The organism is Rugosimonospora africana (assembly GCF_016862975.1).
Lineage (GTDB): Bacteria > Actinomycetota > Actinomycetes > Mycobacteriales > Micromonosporaceae > Rugosimonospora > Rugosimonospora africana.
Genome location: NZ_BONZ01000077.1, coordinates 1 through 17183, shown reverse-complemented (window position 1 = coordinate 17183; position 17183 = coordinate 1). Strand labels below are relative to the sequence as shown.

General features: G+C 68.9%; 13 protein-coding genes and 1 pseudogene. 9 read left to right on the top strand and 5 right to left on the bottom strand.

The window, feature by feature from the left end:
- Positions 1–4 precede the first annotated feature (4 nt).
- The 4 genes from Raf01_RS36265 (at position 5) to Raf01_RS36250 (ending at position 6405) form a co-directional block, all read left to right on the top strand.
- On the top strand, positions 5–2872 hold the full coding sequence (locus Raf01_RS36265) for a protease-associated domain-containing protein (RefSeq protein WP_203922630.1): 2868 nt from the start codon (positions 5–7) through the stop codon (positions 2870–2872).
- Positions 2873–3178: 306 nt separating this feature from the next.
- Complete coding sequence (locus tag Raf01_RS36260) at positions 3179–3481, top strand: fascin domain-containing protein (protein WP_203922629.1); 303 nt, start codon at positions 3179–3181, stop codon at positions 3479–3481.
- Positions 3482–3708: 227 nt separating this feature from the next.
- Positions 3709–4977 (top strand): Nramp family divalent metal transporter, encoded by a 1269-nt coding sequence (locus Raf01_RS36255; protein ID WP_203922628.1) that lies wholly within the window; start codon positions 3709–3711, stop codon positions 4975–4977.
- Positions 4978–5268: 291 nt separating this feature from the next.
- Positions 5269–6405, top strand: coding sequence for an oxalate decarboxylase family bicupin (locus Raf01_RS36250; protein ID WP_203922627.1), 1137 nt, complete (start codon positions 5269–5271; stop codon positions 6403–6405).
- A 23-nt stretch (positions 6406–6428) separates the two neighbouring features.
- Here the strand turns inward: Raf01_RS36250 and Raf01_RS36245 are convergent, their stop codons facing one another.
- Both Raf01_RS36245 and Raf01_RS36240 read right to left on the bottom strand, forming a co-directional pair.
- A complete protein-coding gene (locus Raf01_RS36245) occupies positions 6429–8453 on the bottom strand; it encodes a helix-turn-helix transcriptional regulator (protein WP_203922626.1) in 2025 nt (674 codons plus the stop codon).
- A gap of 436 nt (positions 8454–8889) precedes the next feature.
- A pseudogene (locus Raf01_RS36240) lies at positions 8890–9985 on the bottom strand (amylo-alpha-1,6-glucosidase); the annotation flags it as partial.
- Positions 9986–10208: 223 nt separating this feature from the next.
- On the opposite strand from Raf01_RS36240, the gene Raf01_RS36235 reads away from it, so the two are divergent.
- The gene (locus Raf01_RS36235) at positions 10209–10640 is read left to right on the top strand and encodes a Rossmann-fold NAD(P)-binding domain-containing protein (RefSeq protein ID WP_203922625.1); all 432 of its coding nucleotides are present in this window, start codon (positions 10209–10211) and stop codon (positions 10638–10640) included.
- Here Raf01_RS36235 and Raf01_RS36230 read toward each other — a convergent pair.
- Together Raf01_RS36230 and Raf01_RS36225 are read right to left on the bottom strand one after the other, a co-directional pair.
- Complete coding sequence (locus Raf01_RS36230; protein WP_203922624.1) at positions 10609–11784, bottom strand: sensor histidine kinase; 1176 nt, start codon at positions 11782–11784, stop codon at positions 10609–10611. The two genes, Raf01_RS36235 and Raf01_RS36230, sit on opposite strands and share 32 nt — an antisense overlap.
- On the bottom strand, positions 11781–12437 hold the full coding sequence (locus Raf01_RS36225; RefSeq protein ID WP_203922623.1) for a response regulator transcription factor: 657 nt from the start codon (positions 12435–12437) through the stop codon (positions 11781–11783). Before Raf01_RS36225 ends, Raf01_RS36230 begins: the two co-directional genes overlap by 4 nt.
- Before the next feature lie 131 nt (positions 12438–12568).
- On the opposite strand from Raf01_RS36225, the gene Raf01_RS36220 reads away from it, so the two are divergent.
- From Raf01_RS36220 to Raf01_RS36205, 4 genes are all read left to right on the top strand, one after another.
- Positions 12569–13123, top strand: coding sequence for a hypothetical protein (locus Raf01_RS36220; RefSeq protein WP_203922622.1), 555 nt, complete (start codon positions 12569–12571; stop codon positions 13121–13123).
- Positions 13120–14205 (top strand): efflux RND transporter periplasmic adaptor subunit, encoded by a 1086-nt coding sequence (locus Raf01_RS36215; protein ID WP_203922621.1) that lies wholly within the window; start codon positions 13120–13122, stop codon positions 14203–14205. The genes Raf01_RS36220 and Raf01_RS36215 overlap by 4 nt, the downstream gene beginning before the upstream one ends.
- Before the next feature lie 65 nt (positions 14206–14270).
- On the top strand, positions 14271–14921 hold the full coding sequence (locus Raf01_RS36210) for an ABC transporter ATP-binding protein (protein ID WP_239134256.1): 651 nt from the start codon (positions 14271–14273) through the stop codon (positions 14919–14921).
- 10 nt (positions 14922–14931) lie between these two features.
- On the top strand, positions 14932–16125 hold the full coding sequence (locus tag Raf01_RS36205; RefSeq protein WP_373319686.1) for an ABC transporter permease: 1194 nt from the start codon (positions 14932–14934) through the stop codon (positions 16123–16125).
- Between the two features lie 337 nt (positions 16126–16462).
- On the opposite strand, the gene Raf01_RS36200 is transcribed toward Raf01_RS36205, so the two are convergent.
- Positions 16463–16870 carry a PH domain-containing protein gene (locus Raf01_RS36200; protein WP_373319685.1) on the bottom strand — a complete coding sequence of 136 codons (408 nt, stop codon included), beginning with the start codon at positions 16868–16870 and terminating at the stop codon, positions 16463–16465.
- Positions 16871–17183: the final 313 nt, after the last annotated feature.

Below are 17183 nucleotides of genomic sequence, written 5' to 3'. Positions count from 1 at the left end.
GGGTGTGGCCACACTGAGCCTGGCACTCGTCCAGGTTCAGGTCGCACCGGCATCGGCCGGCGGCGCGCTCGGCGCGACGCCGGCCCGCACCACACAACCACCCCCCTCGCCCCACAACCCCGCGGCGCCGAACCCATCCCAGGCCGGGCTCGTGCCGCTGCCTGGCGTCCAGAGCGCGTCCACGACCATCACACTGCTGACCGGGGACACGGTCACGCTGAGCCGGGCAGGCAACACCCACAACTACTCGGTCACGGCGTCGTCCGTACCGCGGGCGAACGGCATCGCGCCTCCGATCGACGTGACCGGCCAGGGCAAGGCGTCCGGCGGCCTCATCGGGGGCCTCATCGCTGTCCCGGCCGACGCCGCGAACCTGATCGCGCAGGGCACGCTCGACAGCGGCCTCTTCGACGTCGCCTACCGCGCCGAAAACGGCCTGACCACGGGCCCGGTCCCGGTCGTCCTGCACTACTCCACCAAGGACAGCAAGTCAGACGTGGCCAAGCAGGCCAAGGCGCTGCCGGCGAGCACCTTCGAATCCACCATCGCCGGCACCAACGACGTCGTCGTGCGGGTGGACCTCGCGCAGGCATCAACGTTCTGGCGGGCCGTCACCGCGACGGCGAAGGTCGACACGTCCACGCCCGAGGGCCGGGTACAGATCGGGCAACCGTTCCCGGCGCTCCAACTCACCGGCGGCCTCCAGGCGCTGTGGCTGCAAGGCCACCGACTCGGTGACCAGGCGGCGCCACGAGCCGGCTCGCCGCTGTACGACGTGGCCGAGACAATCAAGGCGCCCACCGACGCCGACAACTGGTGCGCGCCGCAACAGCCCTTGTGCTTCGAGGCAAACTTCATGATGCTCGGCGTGTCCGGTAATGGCGCGGGCAACTACTACCACGCAACGAGCATCTCGTGCGTCGAGGGCAACCCGTGCACCTCGTACCGCGTGCACTACAGCGTGCCCGCCGGCACCTACCAGGTGAACGGCAAGGTCTGGTTCGTCAAGGACAGCCACTTCACCAACCTCGAGATCACCTATCCGCAGCTGACCGTGGCCGGCCCCACGTCGCTCGACCGCGACGCGAACACGGCGCGACAGCTCGTCGTCGACACGCCCGACCCGACCGAGACCTACAGCAACGGGATGATGAACTACCGGGGGCTACCGGACGGAAGATACTTCGGAGACCTCACCTTCAACCCCTACGGCGACCAGGGATGGTGGGAGCTTCCGACGCCACCGGTCACCCAGGGAACGTTCCACCTCGGTCAGGCGCTGCTGCTCGGGCAGCCACCAGTGACGATGAACGTGACATCGCCACAGCGCATGACGCTGCAAGCCACCTACTCGATGTACACGACCTATCCGACCGACCCCAGAGGCTCCATCCGGTTCTCCGGAGACCACACCTGGCCAGTCGTGTACGTCGGGGAGGGCAATCCCGACGACTACACCGGCAAGGACGTCACCGGAAAGCTCGTGCTGATCCGGGCGCGTCACTACGCCTACTGTCTGGTGTACAAGGACCAGATCCAATTGGCAAAGCAAAACGGTGCGGTGGGCGTCCTCATCGACCCGACCGACCCCTACCAGCCAACGGGCTCCTGCCTGATCCCGATGTACCCGAGCTGGTGGAAGCAGAACCACGGCGATGGGATGCCGGTCGACCTCCCGTACGCGGAGGTCCCTCAGTCGGAAGCGCAGACGCTGATCGACCTGCTCGGCCACGGGACGGTCAAGGTCGCGGTGCACGGCAACGGCCTGACACCGTACCTCTACCAGACCAACACCTACCAGGAGACCCGGGTACCGGACTCCCTGCAGCTGAGCTACGGCCGGAATCAGTTCGCGCTGGGCCGCGACTCCTACCACTCCGCCGAGCCCGGTTCACTCTTCAAAGAATGGGGCGCGTGGCGTCCCGACGAGCATGTCGTCGCCGGCTCCGCCTTCGACCAGCAAGCGATGCCGGTATCGCTCAAGGAGTACAGCGGGCCCGTCACACCGGACCTCGTCCGCCTGGAGACGGTGGAACAAACCACCTCTGCGGGCACCGCCGTGCTGCAATCCTTCAACACTTACCCAGCGCCGGGAGACTCCAGCACCACGAACTGGGGAAGCGGCCCTCTCGCCCCAGGAGCCGTGATCGCCTCGCAGTCCGCCCTGGACGCGCAACCCGGGACCTGGGTCGGCGTGAACGGGCAGGCGTTCTGCTCCTACTGCCGGCAGGGTGACGCGCTTTATTCGTCGATGTACCTCATGGACGGATCGAGCCCGCAGGTCCATAACGGTCCCTGGTACTTCACCGACACGCACCTGTACTCCGGTGGCCAGGAAATCACCGCCGCCCCGGTGAACGGACAGCCCGCCTTCACCCTGCCGGCCGCGGCGGCGAAGTACCGGATGACGGCCGACGGCGGCAACCTGCACAACGAGTGGAGCTTCGTCTCGTCTAGGCCGACGACCGACCAGGTGCCAACGGGCGTCACCTGCATCGGGACTTTCTTCGGCGACGCCGCCCCGTGCCGGGCGGATCCGCTGGTGTTCCTGCGGTACGACGCGGGCTTGTCGCTGGACAACACGGTGGCGGCGCCGGGCCGGCAGCCGCTGACCGTCACGGCGTACCACCAGGACCCGGCGGCACCGGCCATCACCGGCGTGACGTTGTGGACAAGCGTTGATGGCGGTGCCACCTGGAAGAGGGCGAATCTGCACCGGGCCGGCGACGGCAGCTACCGGACCACACTGAACCTACCCGCGGTAGCCAAGACTGATGGGTTTGTCAGCCTGCGGGCCGAGGCCACCGACGCCGATGGCAACAGCATCAGGCAGACAATCGACCATGCCATCACGTTGACATCGAGAAAGTGAGGAACCCAGCCGCCGTAGATCCGCTCTGACCGCAACGGACGCGTCAAAGCGTGCCGCCCCTACCCGACGATCGGGTAGGGGCGGCGCCGCAGCCGGTTTCCCGCGACCGGGCCACCGCTGAGAGACTGGCCCCGCAGACGGTGGTGCTGGCCCGTTCTCCCCAGGCTGCGGGGCGCGGCCAGTAGCACCCGCCGCTGGTGACTTGTCATGTCGCTGCCTCCGCTTCGGGTGAGCGCGATTCGCATAGATCAAGCTCTTATAACGGCGCGCAGGCGCAGGAAGTTCAGACGGCGCGGAAATGACGGAGTGGGAGCCCGTATTAGCCCTGGGGCCGACGCGCACCGTCTCGCCGGCCCAGTCGTCCGGGTACGAAGTCGCCGTCCCCGCCATTGCGAGGTACCGAACAGCGAGTGGCGCGTCATCGGGAACCGTACCGCGATCGGCCCGTGGGAGGAGTTCGACCTCTTCGTCAACGCCGACGGCAGCGTGAGTCTCCATGCGCACGCGAACAGCCCAGTCGTGACCGCTGCCAACGCCGGCTCCTCTCCGTTGATAGCCAGCAGCACCGCGATCGGCCAGGGCGAGGAGTTCGACCTGCTCAACGACTGACCGGGCCTACCAACGCGCAACCGTCACCGGAAGGGCACAGCCATGCCCTTCCGGTCGCGCGTGTCTATACGGAATCGCAAATGGCCTGAGTGCCGGCGGCAGCCCGACGGTTTCGGCGGTGGCGCCTGGTTTTCGACCTACTGTTCCGTCTTCGCCCTCGTGCGCTGCCAGACAACCCCGCGAACGCGTGATGGTTCCGACCTCTTAGCGGCACGAGGATCTGTCTTATGACAACCAGCACCGCGGTCGGCCCGACCGAATTACGCGGATCCCGACGACGTCCGGGTGCCGCTACCGGCCCGATGCTTGGACCGGCACTCGTGGCCGCCATCGCGTACGTCGATCCGGGCAATGTGGCCACGAACCTCACGGCCGGCGCCACCTTCGGCTATCTACTGGTGTGGGTCGTGGTGTCGGCCAGCCTGGTGGCGATTCTGGTGCAGTTCCAGTCGGCGAAGCTGGGTGTGGCGACCGGCCGGAGCATACCGCAGCTGTGTCGGGAACGGTTCCCGCGCTGGGGCAGCAGGGTGCTGTGGCTGCAGGCCGAGGTGGTGGTGTTGGCCACCGACCTTGCGGAGTTCGTCGGCGCGGCTATCGGTATGCGGCTGCTGTTCGGACTGCCACCGGCCCTGTCGGCTGTCGCGACCGCGGCAGCCTCGCTTCTGCTGCTGCAGTTGCGCGGACGTCGGCACGCCCGGCGTTTCGAGCTCATGAGCGCTGCCGCGCTGCTGCTCATCGGTACCGGTTTCTGCTACGACCTGCTCGCGGTCGGCCACCAGTCGGCGGCCGGGCTCGCCGGCGGCATGGTGCCGCAGCTGCACGGTAGCCAGTCATTGGTGTTGGCGATGGGCATTGTCGGGGCGACGGTCATGCCGCATGCGGTGTACCTGCACTCGGCGCTGACCCCGGGGCGCCTCGGATCGACAGCGGCGGCGCGCTGCCGGCCCACTCTTGTGCGCCGGTCGCTGCGCTTGGACTGTGTCGTGGGTCTGGGCGCCGCTACCGCGGTCAACCTGTCGATGATCGCTCTGGGGGCCAGTCTGGGTGCGACCAGCGCCGGGGCGTGGACCGGTGATCTGGTCGACGCTCATCCCGTCCTGGCCCAGAGAGTCGGCGGGGCGGCGGCGCTCGCGTTTGCCGTTGCCGTGCTCTCGTCGGGCGTCTCGTCCTCCGGAGTCGGCACGCTGGCCGGCGATGTGGTGATGAGCGGTTTCCTGGGGCGGCGGGTGCCTGTACAGGTGCGCCGGCTGCTGACCATGACGCCGGCGGTGCTGGCGCTGGTCTTCGGCGTGCCGTTGACCGGACTGCTGATCCTTAGCCAGGTCGTGGTCTGTTTCGGCGTTCCGGTCGCGCTGTTCCTGCTGGTGTTCTTCTGCCGGGACCGGCGGGTGATGGGCCCGCTGGTCAATGCGCGGCTGACCACCCGGATCGCGTTCGGCGCCGCCGGACTGGTGGCCGCCGCCGGCTGCGCACTGCCCGTACTGATGCTGCGGTGAAGGAGACCCTGATGAGTACAACCGACCGATCGCGGCCATCGATCCGGTGTGGCCAGGAGCCTCCCTACTGGCTGGCACGGACGCGAGTCAAGCTGTGCGGTCTAGCCGCGCTGGCGGGCACCGGGATCGGTACCGGCGCACCCGCGTTGGCCACGGCGTGCGTCGCGCTCGCCGGAGCGGCGGTTGTCGCCGCCGTCGCCATTCAGGGCGGCCTGCCGTTGCTGCGCACCCTGTTCTTCATCACGCTACGGCCGCAGGTGGCCGGACCTCACCAGGAAAGGAACCAACCCGATGAACGACTCTGTACCCCAACCCCAGCGCGCGGGCCTGGGCGGCGATGACCCCGGACCGCGCAATGTCATGCTCGACCGGCAGAATCCCGATCTGCTCGTCTCGCCGAAGACAGACTACGGCACGGTACCCAATCTGAAATTCTCTTTCTCCATGGCGCACACCCGCATCGAGCAGGGCGGCTGGACCCGGGAGGTCACGCAGCGCGAACTGCCGATCGCCACCACCCTCGCCGGGGTGGACATGCGCCTGGAGCCGGGTACCTACCGCGAGTTGCACTGGCACCAGCAGTCTGAGTGGGCCTACGTGCTGCAGGGCAGCTGCCGGATCAGCGCGGTGGATCAGGAGGGCCGCAACTTCCTCGACGACGTGAGTCAGGGCGACCTATGGTTCTTTCCCAGAGGGATACCGCACCATATCCAGGCCCTGGACGAGGGCGTGGAGTTCCTGCTGGTCTTCGACGACGGCAACTTCTCCGAAAACGGCACCTTCCTGATGAGCGACTTCTTCGCCCACACTCCGCGCAGCGTGCTGGCGAAGAACTTCGGGTGGAGCCTCGATCAGCTGGACAGCCTGCCGCAGAAAGAGAAGTACATCTTCGCCGGGCAGGTGCCGCCGCCGCTGGAGTCCGACCGGGTGGTCAGTCCCACCGGCGACGTACCTCGCACCTTCAAGCACCGGATGCTCACGCAGGCGCCGCAGCGCTTCTGCGGTGGGACCGTCCGGATCACCGACTCGACGAACTTCGCCGCGGCAAACACCATCTGCGCGGCACTGGTGGAGGTGGAGCCGGGAGGTATGCGCGAGTTGCACTGGCACCCGACCGACGACGAATGGCAGTACTACATTTCCGGGTCGGGCCGGATGGGCGTGTTCGCCAGTACCGGAGTCAGCCGGACGTTCAACTACCAGGCCGGAGACGTCGGCTATGTGCCCTTTGCCTACGGCCACTACATCGAGAACCTCGGCGATCAGCCCCTGATCTTCCTGGAGATGTTTCGCACCCCGAACTTCGCCGACGTGTCGCTGACCCAATGGATGGCCAACACCCCCGCCCAGATCACCGCCGACACGCTGAACTTGCCACGGACGATGATCGAGGCTCTGCCGAAGGACAAGCGCTCTGTGGTCGCCTGACCGGTCTGCTCGGCGTCGCCGGGTCAACAGGGTGGCGCCGAGCGTTGCCGGGCGTCCCAGAGCCTTGCCAGTTGTAGTCGGCTCTGGATTTCGAGCTTGCTGTAGATGGCCCGAACGTGAGTATCGACGGTATGGAAGGAAAGGAATAGTCGAACAGCTACCTGCTGCTTCGTGGCCCCGGCAGCCAGCAGTTCGGCCACTCGCACCTCGCGGCTGGTCAGCAGGTCCAGGCCGTGCGCCGGCCGCGGTCCCGAGCGGCGCTGACGCGCGGCCAGGTCGCGCTCACAACGCAGTGCCCGTTCCTGGTCGCCGGTGGCACCGATCCGGCCGGACAGGGCGGCGCTGCGTGCCGCGGCCTCGCGCGCCTCGGCGGCCGGTATCCCGGGCAGTTGCGACAGGTGCAACAGCGCCTCGGCCAGCGCCGGTCGGGCAGTGGTGGTTCTCAGGCGGGCGACCGCCTCTCGCGCGGCGAGCGGGTCCCGGTCAAGCAGTGCGGCGCAGTGTGCGGCCAGTCCCCGCCACATCGCGTTGTCCACATACCCAGCGATCGCGGTGACGTGACCGGCCACCACGCGGGCTCGCTCGGGCTGACCCAGCAATGCCGTCGCCCGCGCCAGCCACGGCGCCTGATGAGGCACGAGCAGCAGCGGCCGCACCGAGCGGTCAAGGCAAGATACACCGGCATCCAGCAGATCCCGATGACGTACCGGGTCGGGGTCCAACGCGGCGGCGCCGGCCAACACTGCCCACTGCATGGCATCGGGCCATTCGCAGACGGCGTGCTGCTCGATCAGCAGTGAACGCGCCCGATCGACCTCACCACGCCGGAACAGGACCTCCACGACCACCGCGAGCAACCTCAGTCGCGTCTCGTCGGTCAGTTGCCGCGTCGGATCCGGTCGCAGCACCTCGAAGGCCCGGGCCATCGCCTCCGGCAACTCACCGACCGCGAGCCTCACCGCGCAATCCAGCGCGGCCAGCGCTGGCCGACCGCCCTCGCCGAACATGTCGATCTCACCGGCTGCGACCCGCAGCGCGTCCTGCGCACCGTCCAGATCGCCGAGGGCGATCTGGACCGCGGTGCGCTCCACACGCACCAGCGCCGCGTCGGCGCAGGGTGCGGCGGAAGGATCGGCATCCAGCAGTAGCCGGCGTGACGCCGGCACGTCCCCTCGCGACAGCGCCGCACCGGACCGGGCGAGCACGAGGCGTACGTCGCCGCCAGGCGACGGCACGTCCCGTTGCGCCAACTCCGCCTGGCCCAGCAAGTCACCGATGGCCGGATGCCCAAGCGGCGCAGCGACCGCGGCCAGGGAGGTCAGCAGCCAGGATCGATGTGCCGAGGCGACCGGGTGCTCGTCGAGCGCCCGGCGCAGATACTCCAACGCCAGAGACGGCCGACCGGCCGCATGACACGCTCCGAGCCGGCCCAGCAACACCGCCCGATCCTCCGGACCACCGCGATCGGCGGCGATTTCGTCCCCGAGCAACCGCAGCGCCTGATCCAGTCGTCCGGCGCGCATCAGCTGCTCAACGGCGGCGAGAAGCCATTCACGCGCCTGCTTACCGTTCGATGCCGCCCGGTGCCGGTCTCGAAACGCGGCCAGCAACAGATCGGCGGCGATTGACGGCGGCACTTCGGGATCGGTCGCCAGAGTGGACACCAGTTCGGCGTCCGCGGTGCCGGCGAACTTCAGCGCTTCGATCAGATGCGTGGCCGCTGCCGACGAGCGATCGGCCGTTGCCAACACCCGTGCCGCTCGCTCGTGCAGGAACCGCAGCACCGACGGTGGTGTCCCGCGCAGCACCTCGACGTCGGCGGCCACCCGCAGGCCGTCGACCGAGTCGATCAATGCGCCCGCGGCAACGAGGCGTTCCACGCTTTCGGTCAGCCCCCCGCGCCGCCGATCGAGCAGCCGTTCGAGCAGCGAGATCGCGGCGTCCGGGCACATCGCCACGGCGCGCAGCACCTCGCGGTCCACGGGGAACGCCGACGGGCGCGCCCCGACGGACTGGGTCAGACCGGCTCTCGGGCTCGCGATACGCATCCTCGGCCGGCTCACCGGTCGCGATGCGGACACAGCAGCCCCCAACCAGCCGGAGGAGATCCTCGACATGAGCCAACGAACAGATCCACCAATTCGAAGGTTATCCGGATGCCTCGGGTACCCGGGAGCGATCACAGGAGTCCGGCGATGACGGTGGAATCCGTGACAAGGCACCGAAATGGTGACCCTGGCACAAGTCTTCGGCAGCCGCTCCAGAAGCCGGCTCATGTGGTCTACTCGCGCTCGCTGCCTCCTTGCCTCGCTGCCTCGCTGCCGATGCAGCTCGCGCTACCGATCGCTCACGGCGCAGCCCCATGGAATTGTGGGGGTCCAGCTCGGTCGGCGTGTCGGGAGTCAACACGGCTGCCATGTACTCGAGCAGATCCGGGGCCCCACGTATGGATGGCCATGGCGGGAAAGCGGAGACTCAAGTCGCCTATCGCGTGGTCTCGAGGTCGATGCGGCCGCGGCCGAAGGCGTCGATGTGGCCCCAGCGGCCCGGGATGTCCAGGAGTTGGAGGCGCCCGACGCTGTTGGGTAGGGCAGGTTCTACCTTCAAGTGCTCGCCACGCGGATCGAGGCCGAGCAGCGCTCGGAGTAAGAGCAGGATGGCGCCGGCCGACAATGCGTGCGGGCTGCAGGCGCTGGGGTATTGGACGGGGTACTTGGTTTGCCCGCGGTCGTAGCCGGCCACCGCTTCGGGAAGTCGGTTGTGGAAACACTGGGATGCGTCGATCACGGCGTGGGCGATCCGCGCAGCTTCCTCGATGAAACCATAGCGGCGCAGCCCCCAGGCGATCAGAGAGTTGTCGAAGGGCCAGACAGCGCCGGTGTGGTAGCCGAGTGGGTTGTATCGCTGGGCATCGGTGGCCAAGGTGCGCACGCCCCAGCCGGAAAACAGTTTCGACGCGGTCAGGTGTCCGGCCAGATGTGTGGCCCGCTCGGGTGGAACAATGCCGCTCCACAGCAGGTGGCCGATGTTGGAGGCCAGGGAGTCGACCTGCCGGCCGTCCGGGTCGAGAGCGAGTGCGTAGTACTGCTTGTCGTCGATCCAGAAGTCGCGGTTGAAGCGGTCTTTGAGGTCGGATGCCTGCCGTTCCAACCGATCGGCGTAGGCGGGGTCGGCCCAGATGGTGCGGGCCAGGCGGGCGGCGCGGACCTTGGCATCGTAGGCGTAGCCCTGCAGCTCGCAGGTGGCGCGGGGGAAGTCCGGCAGGGTGCCGTCGCCATAGGAGATCGAGTCCCAGGAGCTTTTCCAGCAGTGGTTTCCAAGCTTGTTGTCACGGTTGCGGGACTGGTACCAGACGTAGCCGTTGCCCAGCGCGTCGGCGTAGCTGTCGATCCATTCCAGGCACAGCCGAGCCTCCGGTTCGAGTCGGCGGACCGGGGCAGCGTCTCCCGTCCATCGCTCGTACTCGTCCAGCAGGACTATCCACAGTGGCGTGACGTCGGCCGCGTCGAATGAGGGTGTGTGGCTTCTCCTCGAACGCGGCGGCCTCGCCGAGCCGGGTTGGCGCTTCGGTCACCCCAGGCGGCGCTGACGGCGTTGATGAGCTCGGCGCGGTTGGCGATGATGTTCGGTGAAGCATCGAATGCCTGGTCGATGAAGTCTTCCATCGGAAGTTGCCCAGTGCTCAGACCGAGTTGTAGCGCAGGTACCACCGGACCGCGACCACGATCACCTCGGCAGGGGAACGGAACCCTGCAAACGCCGACTTTGGTGGCGGCCAGGGACGGGGACGGGTCAACAGCCTCATGGGTCAAGCCTCGATGTTGTCAGCAACCAACGCAACGGACCCCGTTCAGTTCCTGCTTGCCACTCTGGTTCTGGACATCGCCGAATTCGCCGCGCTCGCGTTCGCGGATCCACCGCGATTCGCCGGACGAACCCTGGAGCTGGCCGGCGACCAACCGACTCCGGTCGAGGCCGCCGCCATCTCCGAAGCCACCGGCGTTCGAATCCGCTACGATCAGCTCGCCGACGACGAGGCCGCCACGATCGGTCCGGAGGTTTGCCGAGACCAGGAAACGCTGGCAGGCCGGTCACCGCTGGCACGCCGAAATCGAGGCACTCCGCGTCATCCATCCCGGACTGGTACCTTCACCGACCGGCTCACCGAATCCGGGGCCGCCGCTATTCGCCGCCACCTCGACGTCAGCCCAGCGGCGCGGGCAGGGTCACGGTGACGGCGAGGCCGCCGCCGTCGCGTGGTTCGGCTTGCACGCCGCCGCCGTGGGCACGGGCGACGGCCCGGACGATGGACAGTCCCAGGCCGGCGCCGGGAGCCGTGGCGAGCCGATCCGTACCCAGCCGCCGGAACGGCTCGAAGAGGCTCGGGATCTCGTACTGGGGCACCACCGGGCCCGTGTTGGTGACCACGAGGACCGCGCGGCCGGCCGGATCGGCGCCGCTCGCGACCCGCACCCAGCCGCCGTCCGAGACGTTGTAGCGCACCGCGTTGTCCACCAGGTTCTGCACGAGGCGTTCGAGCAGGACGGGGTTGCCGGTGGTGGGCGCCTCGTGCGGGTCTACCTCGACGCAGACCGCCCCCGCGTGGGCCTGTGCTGTCACGTGATCCACGATGTCGGCGAGATCCACAAAGGAGCGCTCGGCGACCTCGGCCTCCGAGCGGGCCAGCAGGAGCAGGCCGTCGATCAGCCGTTCATGGCGCGTGTTGATCGCCAGCAGCGTCTCGCCGAGCTGGCGTACCTCGACCGAGGCGCCGTCGCGATGCACCGCGACCTCCAGGAGGGCCCGGTTGAGCGTCAGCGGGGTGCGCAGCTCGTGCGAGGCGTTGGCGATGAACCGCCGCTGGCCGTCGAACGAGTGGTCGAGGCGCTCCAGCATGAGGTCGAACGTGTCGGCCAGATGCTTGACCTCGTCCTTCGGGCCGTCCAGCGCGATGCGCTCGTGCAGGCCCCGGTCGGCGGCTGGGGCCTCGGCGATCCGCCGGGCGGTTTCAGTCATGCGCTGCAGCGGCTGGAGCATCCGTCCGGCGATCAGCCAGCCCAGGGCGATCGCCGCCGCACCGATCACGGCCAGCGCGATCCCACCCCGGGTGAGCAGCGTGTGCAGCGCTGCCCGGGTGCCGTCCGAGATCAGCTGGATGCTGTGCGTCGGTTCGGACTGTGCACCGCCGCTGACCATCGGCGCGCCGCTGGGGCCGTCGGCCGCCGCGCCCGAGATGGTCACGTTCTTCTCGCCGTTCTGCTGGGAGATGAGCACGTAGGTCACGCCGAGCAGCAGCACGCCGGCGAGCAGGTAGAGGCCGCCGTAGACGAGCGTCAGCCGGGCGCGGATGGTCAGATGGGCGAGCCTGACGCGATTCACGGAATCCGGTACCCCACTCCTGGTTCGGTCACCACCACGGGCGGATCGCCCAACTTGCGCCGCAGCTTGAGGACCGCGATGCGCACCGCGTTGGTGAACGGGTCGCTGTTCTCGTCCCACGCCTTCTCCAGTAGCTGTTCCGCGGAGACCGCGGTGCCGTCGGCGCGCAGCAGCTCAGCGAGGACCGCGAACTCCTTGCGGGAAAGCGGCACGTACCGCCCGTCCCGGTAGACCTCGCGCCGGTGCGGGTCGAGCCGGATGCCGGCGCGCTGGAGGACCGGAGGCGCCGCCGGCCGGGCCCGCCGGCCCAGCGCCAGCACCCGGGCGGCCAGCTCGGGAAACGCGAACGGCTTGGGCAGGTAGTCGTCCGCGCCCAGGGTGAGCCCGGCGACCCGGTCGTCGATGTCGGCGGCGGCGGTCAGCATCAGTACCCTCGTCGAGGCGCCCTCCTGCGCGAGCGCCCGGCACACCTCGTCGCCATGGACGACCGGCAGGTCGCGGTCGAGCACGACCACGTCGTAGTCGTTCACACTGACCCGTTCCAGGGCGGCGCCGCCGTCGTGTACCACGTCGACCGCATGCGCGTCGCCGCGCAGCCACTCGGCGACCGCGCCAGCGAGCAGCGGTTCGTCCTCGACTATCAGGATGCGCATGACTCCCATGGTGACGCAGGGCGAGATTTCTCCGGCGTTAACTTCGACGCAAACGGTCAGGAAATGTGGCGACGGCTCTAATTCGATGCTGGCGGCGGGCGAACGACCCGGCCGCCAGCGAGGAGACGACGATGCGTCCCACGACGGTGCTCGCGATCGGTCTGTTGCTTGCCGTGGGTGTGACCGGATGCAGTAGTGGCAACAAAGGGGCCCAGGTGGCCACGGCCGGCGGCGGCCCGAGCGCCACCGCATCACCCACTGCCACGCTGAGCGAGCAGGATCAGGGGCTGAAGTTTTCGCAGTGCATGCGGGCCAACGGGGTGGCGAACTTTCCCGACCCGAAGTTCGGTGACAGCGGAGGGATGAGCATCAACGTGCCGGACGGGACGGATCCGCAGAAGGTCAACGCGGCGATGGCGAAGTGCAAGCAGTACCTGCCCAACGGCGGTCAGCCGCAGAAGGCGGACCCGGCGACCGTGGACCAGCTGCGGAAGTTTTCGCAGTGCATGCGGGCGAACGGGATACCGAACTTCCCGGACCCGACCGATCAGGGCCTCCAGGTCGACAACAACAAGCTCGGTCTGTCCCCGGACGATCCCAGGTTCCTGGCCGCGCAGCAGAAGTGCAGCAAGTACCAGCCCTCGGGCGGCGGAACCACCCAGCAGCAGGGCGGGAGCAACGGATGAGCGGCGATGACCGGCGGCGTCGCCGGCGCACCGGTCCCGCGGTGGTCGGTGTGGTCGCCGTGCTGGCGATCGGCGCCGGGGCGGCGGCCGCGACCGGCACCGGCCTCCCGCGCCGCGAAACCAGCGGCCAGACGCACAGCGACCTGCCCCCGGCCACCGCGAAGGTGACCCGGCAGACGCTGGTCGACACCCAGACCGAGAGCGGCGACCTGGGTTACGGGGACGACTCGACGCTCAGCGGCCGGCTGGGCGGCACGGTGACGGCGTTGCCGGCGGCCGGCGCGACGCTGGCCCGGGGGCAGGCGGCCTACCGCGTGGACAACACCCCGGTGGTGCTGCTCTACGGCTCGCTGCCGGCCTACCGGGCGCTGGCTCTAGGCACCAAGGGCGCGGACGTCAAGCAGTTCGAGCGGAACCTGTACGCGCTGGGATACCGGGGATTCACGGTGGACGACACGTACTCCGCCGCGACGGTCGCCGCGGTGAAGCAGTGGCAGGGCAAGCTCGGCCTGCCCAAGAGCGGCGTGGTGGAGCTGGGGCGGGTGATCTACACGGCCGGCCCGGTGCGGGTGGACGCCCGGAAGGCGGCACTCGGCGACCAGGCGCAGCCGGGCGGCGCGGTGCTGACCTATACGGGCACATCGCGGATGGTCACCGTCGAGCTTGAGGTGACTGATGAGCGGTTGGCGGTCAAGGGCGCGGCGGTGACCGTCGAGCTGCCCGACGGCAAGACCGTTGCCGGGAAGATCGTCGATACGCAGACGGTGATCGAGCCGGCATCAGGCAACGAGGCCGCCTCGACGAAGATCAAGGTGAGTGTCACGGTCGATGACGACAAGGCGCTGGCCGGTCTCAACCAGGCCATCATGAACGTCGACTTCACCGCCTCGCGCCGGGAGAACGTACTGACCGTGCCGGTGACCTCCCTGCTCGCCCTCGCCGAGGGCGGGTACGGCGTGCAGGTGGTGGAGGGCGGCACCACGAAGGTCGTGGCGGTACAGACCGGCCTGTTCGCCAGCGGCCGGGTCGAGGTCACCGGCGAGGGCCTGACCGAGGGCATGACAGTGGGGATTCCCTCATGACGGCCGTGGTGGAGCGGGACGGCGCCGGTGCGGCCGCAGCCGACGGGGACACCGGCGCCAACCCCGTGGTGGAGTTGGACCAGGTGACCAAGACGTACTCCGGCGGGGTGACCGCGCTGCACGGGGTCACTCTGTCTATCGGGTACGGCGAGATGGTCGCCATCGTGGGCCCCTCCGGCTCGGGCAAGTCGACCATGCTGCATCTGATCGGCACCCTGGACCGGCCCTCAACCGGCACGATCCGCATCGACGGGCACGACGTGGCGAGGCTGTCGGACCGACAACTGTCCGCGCTGCGGGCACGCCGCATCGGATTCGTGTTCCAGCAGTTCCACCTCGCGCCCGCCGTGACCGCCGTCGACAACGTCGCCGATGGGCTGCTCTACTCCGGGGTGCCGGCCGGGCAGCGAGCGCGCCGGGCACGGGCCGCGCTGACCCGGGTCGGTCTGGGCGACCGGCTGGACCACCGGCCGCACGAACTGTCCGGGGGCGAGCGGCAGCGGGTGGCCATCGCCCGAGCCGTGGTCGGTCGCCCGGCGCTGCTGCTCGCCGACGAACCGACCGGAAACCTCGACTCGGCCTCCGGTGCGGGGGTGATGGAGCTGCTGCGGGACCTGCATCAGACCGGCACGACCATCGTGATCATCACTCATGACCGTGACATCGCGGCCAGCCTGCCACGCCAGGTGGCGATGCGCGACGGAAAGGTATCCTGACGTGACCGCACTGCTGTCCCCGGCCCGGCTGCGACCCCGCGATGTCCTGCGCGTCGGCGGCGCCGGTCTGCGTACCCGGCCCATGCGGGCGTTCCTGTCCGCGCTGGGCATCGCGATCGGGATCGCGGCGATGACCGCGGTAGTGGGCATCTCCTCTTCCAGCCGCGCCGACCTGGACCGGCAACTCGCCGCGCTGGGCACCAACCTGCTCACTGTGGCGCCGGGCCAGACCCTGTTCGGCGGCCAGGCCGAGCTGCCCACCGAGGCGGTGGCGATGATCTCGCGGATCGGACCGGTGGAGCAGGTCGCGGCCACCGGCAAGGTCAGCGGCGCCAACGTCTATCGCACCGACCGCATCCCCGTCGCGCAGTCCGGTGGCATCTCGGTTTTCGCCGCGCACCTCGACCTGATGAAGACGGTGGCAGCCAACCTGGCGGCGGGGATCTGGCTCAACGCAGCCACCGCGCAGTACCCGGCGGTGGTGCTCGGGGCCTCCACCGCGACACGCCTGGGCATCACCACCCCGGGACCGGACATGCAGGTCTACCTTGGCCACCGGTGGTTCACCGTGATCGGCATCCTCGACCCGGTGCCGCTGGCCCCCGAACTGGACTCGGCGGCGCTGGTCGGCTGGCCCGCCGCGCAGATCTACCTGCACTTCGACGGGCACCCGACGACCGTCTACACCCGATCCGCCGACGCCGAAGTCGAGGCCGTGCGCGGCGTGCTCGCCGCCACTGCCAACCCGGAGGCACCCAACGAGGTCGAGGTGTCCCGGCCCTCCGACGCGCTGGCCGCGCGCAACGCCACCAACCGCGCCTTCACCGGACTGCTGGTCGGACTGGGGGCTGTGGCACTACTCGTCGGCGGTGTTGGGGTGGCCAACACCATGGTGATATCCGTTCTCGAACGCCGGGCGGAGATCGGCCTGCGCCGCTCGCTGGGCGCGACCCGAGGGCAGGTGCGCCTCCAGTTCCTGGCCGAGTCGCTGCTGTTGTCGGCCATCGGAGGGGTCGGCGGTGTGCTGCTCGGCATCGCTGTCACCACCGGGTACGCCGCCACCCAGTCCTGGTCGTCTGTGGTACCCGTGTGGGTCATGGCCGGTGGCGTGGCGGCGACCCTGGTGATCGGCGCGACCGCCGGCCTGTACCCGGCGATCCGCGCCGCCCGGCTGGCCCCCACCGAGGCCCTGGCTGCCCCGTGAGGTGCCGGCCGGCTCGGCGGTGCATGATCACCTGCGGCAGCATGACGTTGGCGCAGGTGGTTCCGCCGCCCGGGGTGCGGATGGCGATGATGGCCGCCAATCCTCGGACGAGCGCCAAAGCCCGCGATCGACGCAGTTGCCGCAACTCTAAGCGACGCGTCGTAACTCGTGGATCCGGTGCCGTTGCTGGGCTTCTGTCTCACGTGGTGAGAACGATGGCCACCCGCTCGATCAGCAGTGGGCTGATTCCCTCAGTGGGGTGCCGCTGGACGGCCACGCGGCCCGGCGTCCACCGGTTCGCGTAGCCGTCCTCGTGCAGGGCGGCGGCTGGGGCCGATCAGCTCCCCACGATGCGGTTCAGGATGACGTTGTGCACGTGCTGGGCCTTCTCGCTGCCCCGGAACTCGACCTCATAGGTCAGCGCACCGACGTGGATCCCGATCGTTCCGCTGGAGAAGTACTGGCCGGCGAAGGACTTGTTGCTCAACACGCTGACGCTGCTGATCCGCGGGTACGGCACGCTGGTGACGGCGGTCTTCTCGCCGACGAACGACTTGTCCTGGATGATCACCCGCCGGTCGGTCAGGCCGATGAACCCGGTACCGATCCCGTGCGCGTCGTACACCGCGACGAGCCGTTCGCCCTCCACCAGGCCGCTCTGGATCTGCTCCAGCTGGCTGTGCCGGTCGAACGGAACGCCGTCCGGAGTGGTGTGCTTGGCAGTGTTCTCGACAGTACCGTCCACCGTGCTCTCAGCGGTGCCGTCCACGGTGCTCTCCGCGGCGCTCTCCGCAGTACTGTCTAAGGTGCTCTCGAAGGCGTTCTCCAGTTGCGCCGTCGGCTCACTCATCGCACTCACGCTCCTCGCTCAATCTGTCGATCTCAATCGGCGCAAGTGTGCCATCGACCTACAGACGCGCCGTACGCCCCTCGATGCTCGCGGTCCGTGCTCAGCCGCTGTTGGATGAGTCGTCACGGTTGCTCTGGATCGGAGCCAGGTTTTCCGCGTAGGGCACCTTGACGTAGGAGCCGCGGCCGAGCCTCGCGGCGTCGCCAGA

Excerpts from the sequence above, each read along its gene's own strand:
- Raf01_RS36250 (WP_203922627.1), top strand. The coding sequence starts at position 5,269 with ATGAACGACTCTGTACCCCAACCCCAGCGCGCGGGCCTGGGCGGCGAT.
- Raf01_RS36235 (WP_203922625.1), top strand. The coding sequence starts at position 10,209 with ATGGGTCAAGCCTCGATGTTGTCAGCAACCAACGCAACGGACCCCGTT.
- Raf01_RS36220 (WP_203922622.1), top strand. The coding sequence starts at position 12,569 with ATGCGTCCCACGACGGTGCTCGCGATCGGTCTGTTGCTTGCCGTGGGT.
- Raf01_RS36225 (WP_203922623.1), bottom strand. The coding sequence starts at position 12,437 with ATGCGCATCCTGATAGTCGAGGACGAACCGCTGCTCGCTGGCGCGGTC.
- Raf01_RS36215 (WP_203922621.1), top strand. The coding sequence starts at position 13,120 with ATGAGCGGCGATGACCGGCGGCGTCGCCGGCGCACCGGTCCCGCGGTG.
- Raf01_RS36255 (WP_203922628.1), top strand. The coding sequence starts at position 3,709 with ATGACAACCAGCACCGCGGTCGGCCCGACCGAATTACGCGGATCCCGA.
- Raf01_RS36245 (WP_203922626.1), bottom strand. The coding sequence starts at position 8,453 with ATGCGTATCGCGAGCCCGAGAGCCGGTCTGACCCAGTCCGTCGGGGCG.